Here is a 14,827-nt window from a genome sequence, read left to right on the forward strand (position 1 = left end):
ACGAACTAAAGTTCGATGGCTTATTTTTTCCAAGTTAATTTCTGTATAAAAAACCTGCTTTTATGGTGTAAAAGCAGGCATTCACATTTCATATTCACTATGTCAGGCATTATCTTTCTTTTTGTCTGCTTCTTTTTTGGCCATGTACAAACCGCCGGCCACCAAAGACACCACATCTAATCCAACGATAAAATACGTTTCTGTGTACCCTTTTAAGTAGGATGCGAAAAGCAGTGCGGCGGTGAGAGCAATAGCCACATAGTGGTTAAATGTAACCCGCGTAAAAAGGACGACCAGCATAAAAGGGAAACATAATGCAAAAACGGCTTTTGTAATCACAAAAACCCTCCTCGGGAATTCTTCATCTCATCTGATTATAGTAAAAAATGAAGAATCGGACAATCGTTCCCCTATTATTACAATACCCTTTTTCAGCAATCTTCAATCATTCATCTGAAAAATATGAATGTATATCAATTGAACTATTAACAAGATGAATCGTTATACCTTTATTCATCCAAAAGGTGCAGGAGGATTAGGCCTTTGTGTCTTTGACAGTTTCTTCCTCTCTCTTTACAATGGAATGATAGTGTTCACTATCATTTTCTTGGTGATCAAAAGAAGGGGGCCATATCACATGTATTCAGTACTTTTTAATAAAGCTGAGGAATCCAGCCGCTTAGCCGGCGCAAAAGGGATGAATCTGATTAAACTGACGAAAAACGGTCTGCCCGTTCCCGACGGTTTTGTCATTCAGACGAATGCCCTGACACGTTTTATAGAAGACAACCAGCTTCGGGACGGCGATGAACAGATGGGGCGCGCTATCATGAACGGAACGTTTTCTAAAGAGCTGAAAGATGAACTGACCGCATCGTTTTATGATTTGAGAGAATCATATACTTCGGTGGCCGTACGTTCCTCATCAGCATCTGAAGATCTGGAAGGCGCTTCATTCGCCGGTCAGTACGAAACCTATTTAAATATAAAAACGGAGGAAGAGTTTCTCGGAAAAGTGAAAGAATGCTGGGCTTCCTTTTTCTCAGCCCGGGTGAGCCGTTATAAAGAGAAAATGCAAAATGACATTACGGAGCCGTTAATGGGCGTCGTTGTGCAGGGATTGATCGAGTCAGAAGTGTCAGGCGTCATTTTCAGCCGCAACCCTGTCACGCATGATGACGGAGAACTCATGATCTCAGCGAGCTACGGCCTCGGGGAAGCAATCGTCTCCGGCAGCGTGACGCCCGACACGTATCTCGTCAATAAGGAGACATTTCAGATTGAGAAAGAAATCGGATTAAAGGAAATGTTTATATTTTCTCAAGCAGAAGGCGTGGCGGAAAAGGAAACGAGCGATGATATGAGAAGCCGCTTTTGCCTTGATGACGAAAGGGTTAAAGAGCTTGCCGAGCTGACGAAAAAAACGGAGGCGCTGTACGGTTACCCCGTTGATCTTGAATTCGGAATTGCCGAAAACAAGCTGTATCTGCTTCAGGCCCGTCCGATTACCACAATAGAACAGGATCAAAAAGCGGCTGACGAGGAGCGTGAATTTATGATTACACCTCTCGATCAGAAGGATTTTTGGCTGAATATGGAGTCCAATATCGAAGGACCCGTCAGCCCGTTATTCGCCTCTCTCATCGTTCCGGCTTTAGAATACGGGCTGCAGCAGAGCGTGAAAACATTTCCTGTAATGGGTGTGGAAATTGAGCGGGTAAAGCTTCATCAGGGCCGTATTTTTTCCAAACAAAGAAAAGTAGCGGAGCAGCCGCCTTCAGAACAAACAGAAGCGCTTTTTCCGGTTTTAGCTGAACGCATGTACGATATTATTAACGAAACATTTCTTCCTTTTTATAAAAGGCTGGACGAACTGGCGCATGTCACCCATACGCCTGAGAGCGCCCTTGATGCGTTCCAAAAACTGAAAGCCTTCTATTTAAAAGGATATGAAGAACATTTCAATATCATCTTTCCCCAGATTGCTTTAAGCATGAAACTGGAAGCCATGTACGGACAGATCGAAGAAGAAAACAGCGCCCTTTTGTACGAGATGCTGGCGGGAGTGATGAATAAATCATTGGAGACAGACAGGCATCTTTGGCTGCTCGCGCAAAAAGTGAATAACAGCCCGGCATTACAGCGCGTATTCAGCACCTATCATGCCGATGAACTGCATCAAACGCTCCTGCAATCCGAAGAAGGGAAGCGCTTTCTCCAGAAAGTCGGCCACTTTTTAGAGGAATATGGATGGAGATCTGTGAAAAGTCATGACCTGATTGAAGAAACTTGGGCGGAAAACCCTTATTTCGCATTGTCCAATATCCAAAACTATGTCCGCAGCGGCTACGATTTTGACAGCGAATTCAGCAAAACGATTGAAAAAAGAAAACAGCTCTACGCTTCGTTTTTGGAAAAAGTCGAGGATGACGGCTTCCGGAAAACCTTTGACCGCTATTATCAGTGGACGCTGTCTTCATCCGTGATTAAAGACGATCACCATTTTTATATTGACGCGATGCTTGACGCAAAAGCACGCCTATGTCTCTTGAAAATCGGCGAGCTGTTAAAAGAGCAGGGCGTTATCAATGATCGGGAGGATATGTGGTATTTATACGGCGATGAAGTCGAGGAAGCCTTAATGTCTCCGGCGCCGATGCAAGAAAAGGCGGCCGAACGGAAACAGCTGCTTCGAGACTATCAATTGCTTGAAGCGCCCGCTTATCTCGGCACGCCGACTCCCGAACAGCTAAAAGCGGCAGAACAGATTACAGGATCAATTACAGAAGATGAAAAAAACACCGAACAACATATTTACGGCCTCGCGGCTTCAAGCGGCATCGCCAGCGGTCCGGTGAAGATCATTCGTGACGCGAGTGAATTTTCCCGCTTTTCATCTGGAGATGTGCTTGTCTGTAAAATGACGACACCGCTTTGGACCAGTCTGTTTCAGGATGCGAAGGCAGTCATTACAGACACCGGCGGCATCTTATCGCACGCGGCCATCATCGCAAGAGAATACGGGCTTCCTGCCGTTCTAGGCACACGTGCTGCGACTGACAGGCTGAAAGACGGCGACACCGTCACAGTTGACGGCACGAGCGGCAAAATCACCATTGTCAAACGCGCTTCATATTAGGTTTCCCTCTTTATCATACCGGCGGGGCGGGTGTATACTTGTCCTGCCAGTAATTACGCGAGGTGAAACATGTTGAGGACGACAAACAGGAGAATTCTTGACGCTGCAATGGACCTTATTATTAAAAAAGGGTACCGCGCCGCAACAACAAAGGAAATAGCGGAACAGGCGAATGTAAGCGAAGCAACGATTTTTCGTAATTTCAAAAACAAACAAGGATTAATGAAAGCCATCATTGAGCAGCATACGCAAACCCCGGAAAGCATCATCGAAAAGACAGAAGGCGACCCGTATAAAGATTTGCTTCATATCGGCTCCTGTCTCTTAAAACAATTAGAACATAAAAAAGAGGTGTTTCGGATTTGCTTGCGTGAACCGGAAATGTTTGAAGATCTGCTCCAGGATATTGTCGTGTGTCCGCAATCTATAAAAAAGTATTTGATTGTTTATTTTAAAGGGCTGACAGAGAAAAACATGATCCGCCCCGGCTGTGAAGAAGCAAATGCAGACGTTTTTATGACGATGATTTTCGGTTATTTCATGCACCGCCTGCAGCTTGGGAAAAGAGTCATTTCTCTTCCTGAAGAAACCATGCTGAGACACAGCACTGAGATTTTTGTCAAAGGAATCATCAGCCGGTAATTCCGGCTCCAAAGGAGGATATGAATGGGTTCAAAGAAAGAATGGGCGCTGATCGTTTCACTTTTGCTGGGGGCAATTCTCGTCCCTATCAATTCTACGATGATCGCAGTAGCCCTTTCATCCATTTCCCGGTCATACAGCGAATCTCTCGCCAGCATCACTTGGGTTGTGACCGTCTATTTAATTGTAATGGCCGTGACACAGCCCATTGCCGGCAAGCTCGGTGATATGTACGGAAACAAAAAAATGTATTTATGGGGCGTCGGTCTCTTTCTGATTGCGTCGCTGGGATGCGCCCTCTCGCCGAGTCTTTTCTTATTAATGGTTTTCCGCGCGCTCCAGGCAGCCGGCGGCGCTTTGCTTACGCCAAACAGCATTGCCATCATCCGGCATGTCGTGTCTGAAAAACGCCTTCCGAAAGTATTCGGTTTTTTCGGCCTCGGCGCCGGCCTGGGCGCGGCTCTCGGCCCGTTTATCGGTTCACTTTTGATTGAAAGCTTCAGCTGGCATTCTATCTTTTGGGTCAACATCCCGTTTCTCGCTATCGCATTTGTGACGGCATTGATGATGTTTCCTAAATATAAAGAAAAAACCTCTGACGCGCCGCTTGATTTGATCGGCTCGCTTTTGCTTGCCGGAAGCATCGTATCTATTATTTTGCTGACGAAAAATGAAAGCACTTGGGGCTATTGGCTGTACGGCCTGCTTATTCTTTTGTTTGTTCCGTTTTTTTTCAGACGGGAGATGCGGACGAAACATCCCATTATTGATTTTGACCTTTTCAAAAACTCAACCTTTACGAGCGCCAATTTGTCAGTCTTATTAAGTAATTTAATGATGTACGCCGTCTTATTGATCATGCCGCTGTTTATGACAAACCATTTCAGTTTAAATACATCTCAAAGCGGCATGGCGCTGTCGGTCTTTTCCGTATTCATGTCAGCAAGCAACTGGGGCGGCGCTCAGCTTCATCATAAATGGGGCGCAAGAAGAATGATTTTTCTGTCATTCGGATTGATGGCCGGAGCGAATATCTTATTTTTATTCTTGGTTCATTCCCATTCCGTTCCGTTCCTCATGACATCGCTTATTTTAGGAGGCCTCGCTTCAGGTGCAGGACTGACGAGCATGCAGGTGTCATCCCTTGCGACGGTCGAGCCGGGCATGTCCGGAATTGCGTCCGGCATCTTTTCCACCTTCCGCTATTTCGGAAGTATTATATCTTCCGCTTTGATTGGTTTGATTTCCGGGTTTCATATTCTGTTTATGATCCTGATCGGTGTTTCCATTATCGGCTTGTTCGTGTCATTAGGCATTAAGTCCGGCGAAACAGCCCAAACGCAAAATCATTCAGCTTAACAGAAAACGGTTCCTGAGAATATGATTCTCGGAACCTTTTTCTGGTTTTTATCCTTAATTTTCTCTCTCGAAGTACCGCCGTCCTCCCCGCCGCCTAGAGTATCGTAACGCCGTTTGATATAAAAAGAGAGAAAAGGGGAATGTAAATGGCTGAGAGTTTAAAATAAGTTCGCCCGCTGGCGCCGGTACTGATCGTCAATGCCGTTCAAAATAATGCGGAAGGAACGGCAGCTGATCCTGTTCTTACCTATTCGCCAGATACGGCAGATACTGTCACAGGCACTATTGCATCAGAAATGCATCCCGATGACATCGTGTTCCGCCCATAAACAAAAACAGCCCGGCTGCACCGGGCTGTTTTTTTATAATGCAGCTGTCTCTTCCTGCTCATGTTCATCTTGCACAAACAAAATACCTAATTCGTGATGTTCGCCCTCATAAGACGCACGCTGATCAAAACGGATTTGGCCGTTTAAACTGATGATCTCCATTTTTACAAATGCGCGGTTTTTTTGAAGTGCTTCATAAAACTCCGATACATGCTTCACAGGGATGCCGTTTACTTTCGTAATGATCTCACCGATCTTCAGGTCGAGGTCCTCTGCCGGCGTATTCGGAATGATGCCGAGAACCATTAAACCTTGATCACGTTTAGAAAAATAAAACGGAGCCGCGTTATCATTCATGCGCTGCCTTAATGACAAAAACAGACGTCCGGCCACCGCTGTACAAGCAGCAGTCCCCGCAAGCGGAGTCCACCAAAGACCCGCAGCTCCGACAGCCGTAACAATAAGCCCGAGAATCATGATCCGTTTCGCCGTTATCCTTATGCTTATTTTCGGAAGCGACCCTTGCACACGCTGTCCGAAACCGACAATGTAAGGAATCCAGATAAAATGGAAAGAGCCGCCCGGCACGGTAAAGACAGGCCACCAAGAAAGGTGTGACTCAAGTCCGTTGCCCGGCACCAATATGAAAAGCGGAAGCAGCCAGGCGCGATTCGCCAATTGACGCCCAATCGGCAGGCCCCTGCTGCTGACAACAAGCGCAGGAGACGTTTTCAGATGGGCCGAACGGTATGCAGCCGTTCCTTCCGTGATAATCAAAAGACCCAAAAACACGGCGGCAGAAGCCCAATTCACTCCGAATGCTTGCGGAAACCGCTCTGAAAAAGGCTCCGACTGGTTAAACTGAAGGATAAAGGCAATCAGCATAGCCGTGCTGACAATATAAGCCGATGACAGCCAATTCATGCGGAAAGTAAGCGCCGCAAGAGCCGTTACAGCAGCAATAATGCCTAAAAGACCGAGCGGAATTGAGATCCCCAGCCCAAATAACAGTATCGAGAGAAGAATTCCCGGTATTAGACCTTTAATGTATGTAAAAGTAAGCTCATCATACATATCTGCGATTTTCGTATGAAACGTATGCCTTTCACGTTTAATCCGCAAATATCCGCACGCGAGACTTATGATGATAAAAAACCAAAATAGCGGGTGCAAAAAAAACAGACCAACACTTTTTAACAGTTCAATCCCCCATTGAACAGACACTACTTTCACCGCCTCAAGCCAAACATTTTAATTCTATTCTACCAAATAATAATTGGCTTGGATATGATTAAACGCCTACCTCTCCTGTGTCATCCACAGCGTAACATTCGAGAGAGAGAAATCCTTCAGATAATGGTCGACTTCAGCATCGATCACTCCGCTGATCAAGAGCATCGACCTTTTGATGTCCGTCAGATTGATTCCCAGACGTTTATGATTTTTCATTAAGTAAGTGAAATAATGTTCTGCACATTCCTCGTTAATGTCGTTAACGCATTCAACATTTGTGTAATTCACCAGATATCTGCTGAACAGCATAAGAAGACTTAGTGCTTTTGTTGCTGAAAATGTGACGTCTTTTGTTCTGTCTTTTAGTTGTTCCACTAATTCGTAATATTTTTTTTCACGCACAATACTTGCCCTCTTCAATTGTGAACCCCCATTTTTTTATCCAAATAAGCACGGGTGATTACAGCTGCCGTGCTGAAGTGCTGACAGTCGCTGCCGGCACTATTCAATTCGAAGTGCAGCTGCCAAAAAACGAAATCTGTTCTCTATTAGAACCTTCTTTAATTGTAAGAACTAAAACAGGCTGAGGCAACTTGCAAAAGTTTCATTTTAAATACATATTAACTCGGCATAAAGTCTCTCTTCTCTATAAATATCGGGTATTGTTTGTCCTTTATAAATGTTTAAATGTGAAAATTTTTTTAATATCTTGTCAAAATCGTCATAAATATGTGTCTTTTAGTTCATTTATACAACGTGACAAAAGAAACAGGAGGCGAAAAAACCGCCTCCCTTCCTTTATTTCACAAATAATGATTTTAATGCTGTTTGCAGCTGTAAATCATTATTTTCATCAGATTTCTTCTCATTGATCAGCTGGTTCATTTTCTCCGCTGTTTTTTTGTCAATGACTGCCGTTTTATCAAGCTTGTATCGATCTTGAAAAGCAAGAACGGCTTTTTTCATCGTTTTGCTGTAATATCCGTCCGCCCGGCCCGGATCAAAGCTTAAGCCTTTCAGCAGAATTTGGGCGTGTTTCACATCCGCATTGTTCATATCAGGCTGAAGAGGCTGTTTAAGCTGAAGAGGCCCCGCAGAGAAATACTCCGGCTGGCTCATGGCGATTGTCGGCGTAATTCCTTTTTTATGAATCCAGTTGCCTTTCGGTGTGAGCCATTTGTAAAGCGTCAGTTTAATGTTGCTTCCGTCACCCATAGGCACGGCCTGCTGAACCGTTCCTTTTCCGAAGGAGGTATCGCCGACAACGTCATAATGTCCGGCTTCCTTCAAAGCGCCCGCGAGAATTTCAGAGGCGGAAGCACTTCCTTTATCCGTAATGACATTTATGGGGTACGGCTTTTTCTGTTTTAAGGTTGAGAAATATTGTTTTTTATCCCCGTCACGTTCCGCGATTTGAATGTACGGCATGTCCTTTGTAATGAAATGCTTCAGAATCTGCTCCACGCTTTGGAGATAGCCGCCGGGGTTCCCGCGCACATCAAGAACCAATCCTTCAATTCCTTGTTTTTCAAGCTTGCTCAGCGCTAATGAGAAGTCTTCTGCCGTATGTTCTGAAAATGTCGAGATCCCGATATAGCCGACAGGACGCCCCCCTGCTTCTTTTCGGGAAGAAAATACGGTTTCCAGCGGAATCTCCGCTCTTTTAATGCGGAAGGACAGCTGTTTTTCCGTACCGGGACGCTGTACTTTAATGGAAACCTTCGAGCCTTTTTTTCCTCTTATTTTGAGTACGGCATCATTTAAATCTTTCCCGTCCATTGATTCGCCGTTAATGCTGATGATCTCATCATTCGGCTTGAGGCCGGCTTTTTCTGCCGGTGATTGCTTAAACGGTGATACGATAATAATTTTATTGTCTTCCATTCCGACTTCAGCGCCGATTCCTTCAAAAGAGGAATCAAGCGAATCAGAAAACTGCTTGGCTGTCTGCTTGTCCATATAAACGGAATAAGGATCGTTTAATGTAGACAGCATCCCCTGAATCGCTCCTTCAAGCAGCTTTTCCCTATCTACCTTCTCTACATACTCATTTGAGATTAAGTCATATGCTTTTTCAATTTTCTCCATCGCTTCGCTTCTTTCAGCGCCGGATGGATCAGGCTGTGCCGCCGCGATGTCCGCACCGCCGCACAATATGCTGGCTGCCGCTATGACTGCGATCATTTTTTGCTTCATCTTTTACCTCCTCCTGTCCTTTTACGAAAACCTGGAGATAGTATATGTAAAGCTGAAAGAATTCATGTAATGACAGTAAAAAAATGAAAACGTTCGATTGTTTCACATAAATGGATAACGTATAATATTTTGTATGAACTACATCAAATATACAGAAATGAGAATCCAATATGAAAAGGAAAATTTCTATTTTATCTGCCGCCGTCTTAGCTGCTGGCATTACCGCCTTTGCCTTTACTAAAACGGAGGCCAATGAACAAAATCAGGCTGACTGCCTGTACGTTTCCCCTAGCGGAAATGACCAAAATGAAGGAACGAAAGAAAAGCCGCTCCGCACGCTGAAGCATGCGTCTGAAGAAGCCGCAGCCGGAACAACCGTATTGATTCGGGAAGGGACATATGATGAAACCTTTGAAGTGAAGCACAGCGGCACGGCCGAAAAGCCCATTACGTTTAAAAACTATGAAAATGAGAAAGCGGTCATCAGCGGAAAATCTGCTGCGCGCACCGATTCTGAGACGCCGTTAATTCAGATACGCAATAAGAATTACATTACCATTCACGGTGTAACGCTTGAGAACCTTTCTGTCTCATCAGAAGATGCAACAGCCATGGGGATTTATGTGACTGGATCAAGCAGTCATATTACCATTGACAGCAACCATGTTCAGAACATTAAAACAACGGCTGATGAAGGCAATGCACACGGAATCGCGTTCTACGGCACTGACGGCATGAAGGACATCAAAGTCACAAATAATACAGTTGAAAAGCTGACGCTCGGCGCAAGCGAGGCAGTTGTGCTGAACGGAAACATTGACGGCTTCACGATCGCTGACAATACAATCCGCAACAATAACAATATTGGGATTGATGTGATCGGATACGAAGGAACAGCGAAACAAAACGATTATGTGCGAAACGGCGTCATTGAGAACAATACAGTCAGCGATAATTCCTCTTACGGAAATCCCGCATATGGGAACGAATACTCAGCGGGCGGAATTTACGTTGATGGGGCAGAACATGTCGAGATTAAGAAAAACACCGTTTATAACAATGATCTCGGAATTGAAGCCACATCTGAACACAGAGCGAAATACGCCACAGATATTCGGATCACTGAAAATAAAGTGTACAATAATGCTTACACGGGTATTTCAGTCGGGGGCTATGACACAAAGCGCGGCGGCACAATGAATTCTGTGATCGCTCACAACATTCTTTACCGCAATGATACGAAGGGGCTTGATGGCGGCCAGCTGCTGCTTCAGCACGATACAAAAGGGAACACCATCGAGAAAAACATCATGACGGCAAGCCGTTCACGTATATTTATCGCAAATGAATTTACGAAAAATGAAGACAATATCGTCAATCATAACGTCTATCACAAAGAAAGCGGAAAAGACGGCACCTGGTTTTGGAAAAAGAAAGAATATGGCACATTTTCAGCCTATCAAAAAGGAACGGAAAATGATTCGGCTTCGATTTATGCTGATCCGATGTATCGTGACGAAGCGTCTTACGACTTTACATTAAAGCCGGAGTCACCGGCATGGCCCGTCATCAAGTAACGGAGATATCAAAAAAGCCAGTCTGTTATCAGACTGGCTTTTACATTACACACGTAAGAATTTGCGAATAGATGTCAGGCTTCCCCATACGCCGATCACCGCACCGATCAGAATAAGCACTAGTGATATTTGGAACACAAACGGACTGTATGGCAAGAGGGAAACAAATGATCCCTGAACCTTCGGAGCCACCCAGCCGACCATTGATTGATACGTACTCAGTACGAGAGCGATCGGTATGACTGAACCGAATACCCCAAGCAGCAGCCCTTCAAGGAAAAACGGCCAGCGGATAAACCAGTTTGTCGCGCCGACAAGCTTCATGATCTCAATCTCTTTTCTTCTTGCGAAAATCGTAATCTTAATCGTGTTGGAAATAAGAAACATTGCCGTAAACAGAAGGCCGATAATTAACGCAATCCCGATATTGCGTGATACGCCGACGACTTTAAACAAACGGCTGACTTCTTCTTTTCCGTATGTCACTTTATAAACATGATCAAGTTTTTCTATTTTTTTCGCCACTTTCGGCGTATCATGCGGATCTGTCGTTTTGACAACAAACGCGTTGTTCAGCGGATTTTCCTGATCTTTCATTTTCATGGATTTTCCGCTGTCGCCAAAGCTTTTGACCAATTGGTCTAGCTCTTTATCTTTAGATGAAAAATCCACGCTTTGAATGCCCGAGAGCTCTTTAATCTGGCTCTGCAGCGTATCCTGCGCTTTTTTATCAGCTGTCAAATCAATTAAAACCTTAATTTCCACTTCTTTTTCAGCGTTTGACGCCATATTATTTAAATTCAGCATAATGACTAAAAACACGCCGACCAAAATCAGTGTAACGGTTACCGCACTGATAGATGCAAATGTCATCCATGTGTTTCTCCCGAGAGATTTAAAACTCTCACGCAAATGGCGCCCGAGAATTTTAATCATAAGAACCATACTCCCCTCTTGACTCATCACGCACAATGATCCCGTCTTCGATTGCAATGACCCGTTTCTTCATGGTGTTTACTATTTCTTTATTATGCGTCGCCATAACGACAGTCGTTCCGCGATTATTAATCTCTTCCAGCGTCTTCATGACTTCCCACGAAGTATCCGGATCGAGGTTTCCCGTCGGTTCGTCAGCTATGACAACATCAGGGTTGTTGACGATTGATCTTGCTATGGATACACGCTGCTGTTCCCCGCCGGAAAGCTGGTCGGGAAATTGTCTCGCTTTATGCTTCAGCTGCACAAGATCGAGCACTTCAAGCACGCGTTTTTTAATGACTGACTGCTGCTCGCCGATCACCTCAAGCGCAAACGCGACGTTTTCAAAAACCGTCAGTTTCGGAAGAAGTTTGAAATCTTGGAAAACAACTCCTATTTTACGCCGCACGAAAGGAATCTCTTTCTCCTTAACCGTTGCGAGATCTTTATTATTAATCAATATTTGGCCTTTTGTGGGCTTTTCTTCTCTGTAAATCATTTTGATAAAAGTGGATTTTCCGGCTCCGCTCGGTCCTACGACATATACAAATTCTCCGGGATGAATCTTGATTGACAGCCCGTTAATTGCCTTTACACCGTTTGGATAGGATTTATATACTTCTTTCATCTCTATCATGAAATCACCTAATCTTTTATTTATGTCTTGCAGCCATAGAGTTCGCTCATTACCGGCGGTTTATGGCCGAATGTCAGGAAACAGATGAAAAATCTGAAAGTTCCTTTTCCTCAGTACACTTCATTATACGTCAAATTTAGACATAATACTATTACAGTTTCTTTTCATTCCCAGTCCGTGAAAAAACCTTGCCGTCATGAAAGGCAAGGTTTTTTGCTGTTATTTTTTCTGTGACAGCCATTTCGCGATCTTCGCGGCGTCCTCATCACTTACAAGGTGGCTCGGCATGTTGCCGCGGCCGTTTTTAATAATGCTTTCAATTTTGGCTTCATCATACTTCCCGCCGACTTCTTGTAAATTCGGGCCTCCGCCGCCTTCTAAATCCTTGCCGTGGCAGCCGATGCAGCTTTGCTGATAAAGCTCTTCCCCTGCGGAAGCAGACGCTTTTGAGCTTCCTGAGCTTTCTGAGCTGTCTTTTTTCGAATCATTGGAACCGCATGCCGCCAGCAGGAAAGACATGGTAAGAACCAGAATAAGTATCGCCCATTTTGATTTCATATGTAAGATGCACCCCTTTACGATATTATAACCTCGTTCAGGCGCGTTTGAAACCCTCACCGAGCACCTCGCTTGCGTCTGCCACAATGACAAAAGCCGACTCATCAATTTGTTTGACCACTTGTTTCAGTTTTGTGAATTCTGATTGCCCAACGACACACATTAGAATCGGACGGTCATGATCGGTATATCCCCCGACAGCTGAGATTTTTGTCACACCTCTGTCAATTTGCGTAAATACAGCCGATCTGACCGCTTCTTCATGTTCTGTAATGATTAAAGCCATTTTAGAACGGTTGAAGCCGACCTGTACGACATCGATCGTTTTGCTTGAAATAAACACGCCGAGCATCGCATAAAGGCCCTGTTCAATACCGAAGACCAGCATGGCGCTTACGACAATTAATCCGTCAATAACGGCAAGACAAGTCCCTAAAGAAAGCCCCGTGTATTTATGAATGATTTGTGCCGCCAGAGCCGTTCCCCCCGTTGAGCCTTTTCCGAGATACACGATGCCGATCCCCGTTCCGATTCCGACGCCTCCGAAAATAGCCGCAAGCATTTCATGCGTCGTGGCGGGAGGCAGATCCCGTGTTAAAAAGACGACGAGCGGCAAAACGATAGACCCGACAAGTGTCTTCATTCCAAACTTGCCGCCGAGAATGATCACTCCGGCAATAAACAATGGAATGTTAATAATCCACTGCACGTAAGCCGGTTCAAAACCAAACATCTGCAAAATGGTGCTGATTCCGCTTACTCCGCCCGCTGCGATCCGGTTCGGCAGTAAAAACACATTAAACGCCACACCTGTAATCGCCGCGCCGATAATGATATACAAATAATCCTTTATCAGGCGGAGCGGCTTATTGTGATTCACATTCATAATAAATCCTCCGTTCTCCGATTTTCTCTCGATAGCATTTTAAGTCTTCCCGGCTTAGAAGTAAATAACAGCCGAATACCGTATTAATTGGCTAAAGCGCTATTGTGAAAACGGATAAAGCGAATGGAATAAAAAAACACACCCTGCCGGAGGCAGGTGTGTTTTCCTTATTATGAAAGCTTAGAGCGCAAATAAGCATCGATGAAGATGTCAATATCGCCGTCCATTACCGCTTGTACGTTCCCCATTTCTGTATTTGTCCGGTGATCTTTCACCATGGAATACGGATGGAAAACGTAGGAACGGATTTGGCTGCCCCAGCCGATTTCTTTCTGTTCGCCGCGAATTTCGTCAAGCTCAGCCTGCTGCTCTTCAATTCTGCGCTGATACAGCTTCGCTTTAAGCATTTTCATCGCTCTGTCGCGGTTTTTAATTTGCGAACGTTCCGTCTGGCATGTGACGACCACATTTGTCGGCAAGTGGGTAATCCGAACGGCCGAATCCGTCGTATTGACGTGCTGTCCGCCCGCACCGCTGGCCCGGTACGTATCGACTTTAGTATCCTCTGTCCGGATGTCAATATCGATTTCTTCATTAAATTCAGGCATAACCTCACATGAAACGAATGACGTGTGGCGGCGGCCTGAAGAATCAAACGGAGAAATCCGCACGAGACGGTGCACGCCTTTTTCAGCTTTTAAATAGCCGTATGCGTTATGGCCTTTAATCAGCAGTGTAACTGATTTAATTCCTGCCTCATCTCCCGGCAGATAATCCAGCGTTTCAACTTTGCATCCGCGTCTTTCCGCCCACCTGGTATACATTCTGAGCAGCATGGAGCCCCAATCTTGAGATTCCGTACCGCCGGCACCCGGGTGAAGCTCTAAAATCGCATTATTTTTGTCATAAGGTTCGCTGAGCAAAAGCTGAAGCTCAAATTCATTCAATTCCTTCGTTAATGACTTCAGCTCTTTCTCAAGCTCCTGCTGAAGCTCCTGATCAGGCTCTTCTTTTAAAAGATCATACGTCATTTGCAGCTCTTCATGAGATTCGCTCAGCTGATGATATGAGTTCACGTAGTCTTTTAAACCGTTTGCTTCGTTTATGACGGTTTGGGCCTTTTGCTGGTCATTCCAAAAGTCCGGCTCCGCCATTTTTTCGTCTAATTCAGCAATGCGGGCTTCCTTTGCTTCGAGGTCAAAGAGACCCCCTAAAGTCCGCTAAACGAGAAGCCATATTTTCGAGCTCTGCCCTGATTTCTGAAAATTCCATTCCACTCACCTCATTAAAAGA

The 14,827-nt window shown here is 44.9% G+C and carries 13 protein-coding genes; 4 read left to right on the forward strand and 9 right to left on the reverse strand.

Annotated features, from left to right (window positions below):
- Window positions 1-102: 102 nt before the first annotated feature.
- The gene (locus J7E26_RS02545; protein WP_003151438.1) at window positions 103-339 is read right to left on the reverse strand and encodes a CsbA family protein; all 237 of its coding nucleotides are present in this window, start codon (window positions 337-339) and stop codon (window positions 103-105) included.
- 298 nt (window positions 340-637) lie between these two features.
- Here J7E26_RS02545 and J7E26_RS02550 point away from each other — a divergent pair, with 298 nt between their 5' ends.
- From J7E26_RS02550 to J7E26_RS02560, 3 genes are all read left to right on the forward strand, one after another.
- Window positions 638-3,139: a PEP/pyruvate-binding domain-containing protein gene (locus J7E26_RS02550; protein WP_214802583.1), complete on the forward strand. Its 2,502-nt coding sequence runs from the start codon at window positions 638-640 to the stop codon at window positions 3,137-3,139.
- A 72-nt stretch (window positions 3,140-3,211) separates the two neighbouring features.
- Entirely contained in the window at window positions 3,212-3,781 is a 570-nt protein-coding gene (locus tag J7E26_RS02555) for a TetR/AcrR family transcriptional regulator (protein WP_214802580.1), read from the forward strand.
- Window positions 3,782-3,805: 24 nt separating this feature from the next.
- Window positions 3,806-5,140 (forward strand): MFS transporter, encoded by a 1,335-nt coding sequence (locus J7E26_RS02560; protein WP_214802577.1) that lies wholly within the window; start codon window positions 3,806-3,808, stop codon window positions 5,138-5,140.
- Window positions 5,141-5,502: 362 nt separating this feature from the next.
- Here the strand turns inward: J7E26_RS02560 and minJ are convergent, their stop codons facing one another.
- The 3 genes from minJ to ctpB all read right to left on the reverse strand — a co-directional run bounded on the left by minJ (window position 5,503) and on the right by ctpB (window position 8,898).
- Entirely contained in the window at window positions 5,503-6,693 is a 1,191-nt protein-coding gene (gene minJ / locus J7E26_RS02565) for a cell division topological determinant MinJ (protein ID WP_214802574.1), read from the reverse strand.
- Between the two features lie 75 nt (window positions 6,694-6,768).
- Window positions 6,769-7,122, reverse strand: coding sequence for a swarming motility protein SwrAA (gene swrA / locus J7E26_RS02570; RefSeq protein WP_214802572.1), 354 nt, complete (start codon window positions 7,120-7,122; stop codon window positions 6,769-6,771).
- Window positions 7,123-7,500: 378 nt separating this feature from the next.
- Complete coding sequence (ctpB, locus tag J7E26_RS02575) at window positions 7,501-8,898, reverse strand: carboxy-terminal processing protease CtpB (protein WP_214802570.1); 1,398 nt, start codon at window positions 8,896-8,898, stop codon at window positions 7,501-7,503.
- Window positions 8,899-9,068: 170 nt separating this feature from the next.
- Between ctpB and J7E26_RS02580 the strand changes: the two genes are divergently transcribed.
- Window positions 9,069-10,475, forward strand: a complete 1,407-nt coding sequence (locus J7E26_RS02580) for a right-handed parallel beta-helix repeat-containing protein (RefSeq protein ID WP_214802568.1) — start codon at window positions 9,069-9,071, stop codon at window positions 10,473-10,475.
- Window positions 10,476-10,520: 45 nt separating this feature from the next.
- Here J7E26_RS02580 and ftsX read toward each other — a convergent pair whose 3' ends face one another.
- The 5 genes from ftsX to prfB form a co-directional block, all read right to left on the reverse strand.
- Window positions 10,521-11,411 (reverse strand): permease-like cell division protein FtsX, encoded by an 891-nt coding sequence (gene ftsX, locus J7E26_RS02585; protein ID WP_214802565.1) that lies wholly within the window; start codon window positions 11,409-11,411, stop codon window positions 10,521-10,523.
- A complete protein-coding gene (gene ftsE / locus J7E26_RS02590; protein WP_214802562.1) occupies window positions 11,404-12,090 on the reverse strand; it encodes a cell division ATP-binding protein FtsE in 687 nt (228 codons plus the stop codon). Before ftsE ends, ftsX begins: the two co-directional genes overlap by 8 nt.
- Before the next feature lie 219 nt (window positions 12,091-12,309).
- Window positions 12,310-12,648 (reverse strand): cytochrome c551, encoded by a 339-nt coding sequence (gene cccB / locus J7E26_RS02595; protein ID WP_214802559.1) that lies wholly within the window; start codon window positions 12,646-12,648, stop codon window positions 12,310-12,312.
- Between the two features lie 37 nt (window positions 12,649-12,685).
- The gene (locus tag J7E26_RS02600) at window positions 12,686-13,534 is read right to left on the reverse strand and encodes a YitT family protein (RefSeq protein WP_214802557.1); all 849 of its coding nucleotides are present in this window, start codon (window positions 13,532-13,534) and stop codon (window positions 12,686-12,688) included.
- Between the two features lie 170 nt (window positions 13,535-13,704).
- Window positions 13,705-14,806, reverse strand: a protein-coding gene (gene prfB / locus J7E26_RS02605; RefSeq protein ID WP_214802555.1) for a peptide chain release factor 2 whose coding sequence is annotated in 2 segments (ribosomal slippage) — window positions 13,705-14,733 and window positions 14,735-14,806 — 1,101 coding nt in all. Because the reading frame shifts where the segments join, the coding sequence is not laid out codon by codon here.
- Window positions 14,807-14,827 lie beyond the last annotated feature (21 nt).

Origin of the sequence: Bacillus sp. ISL-51 (genome assembly GCF_018613535.1) — a bacterium.
Classification (GTDB): Bacteria; Bacillota; Bacilli; order Bacillales; family Bacillaceae; genus Bacillus.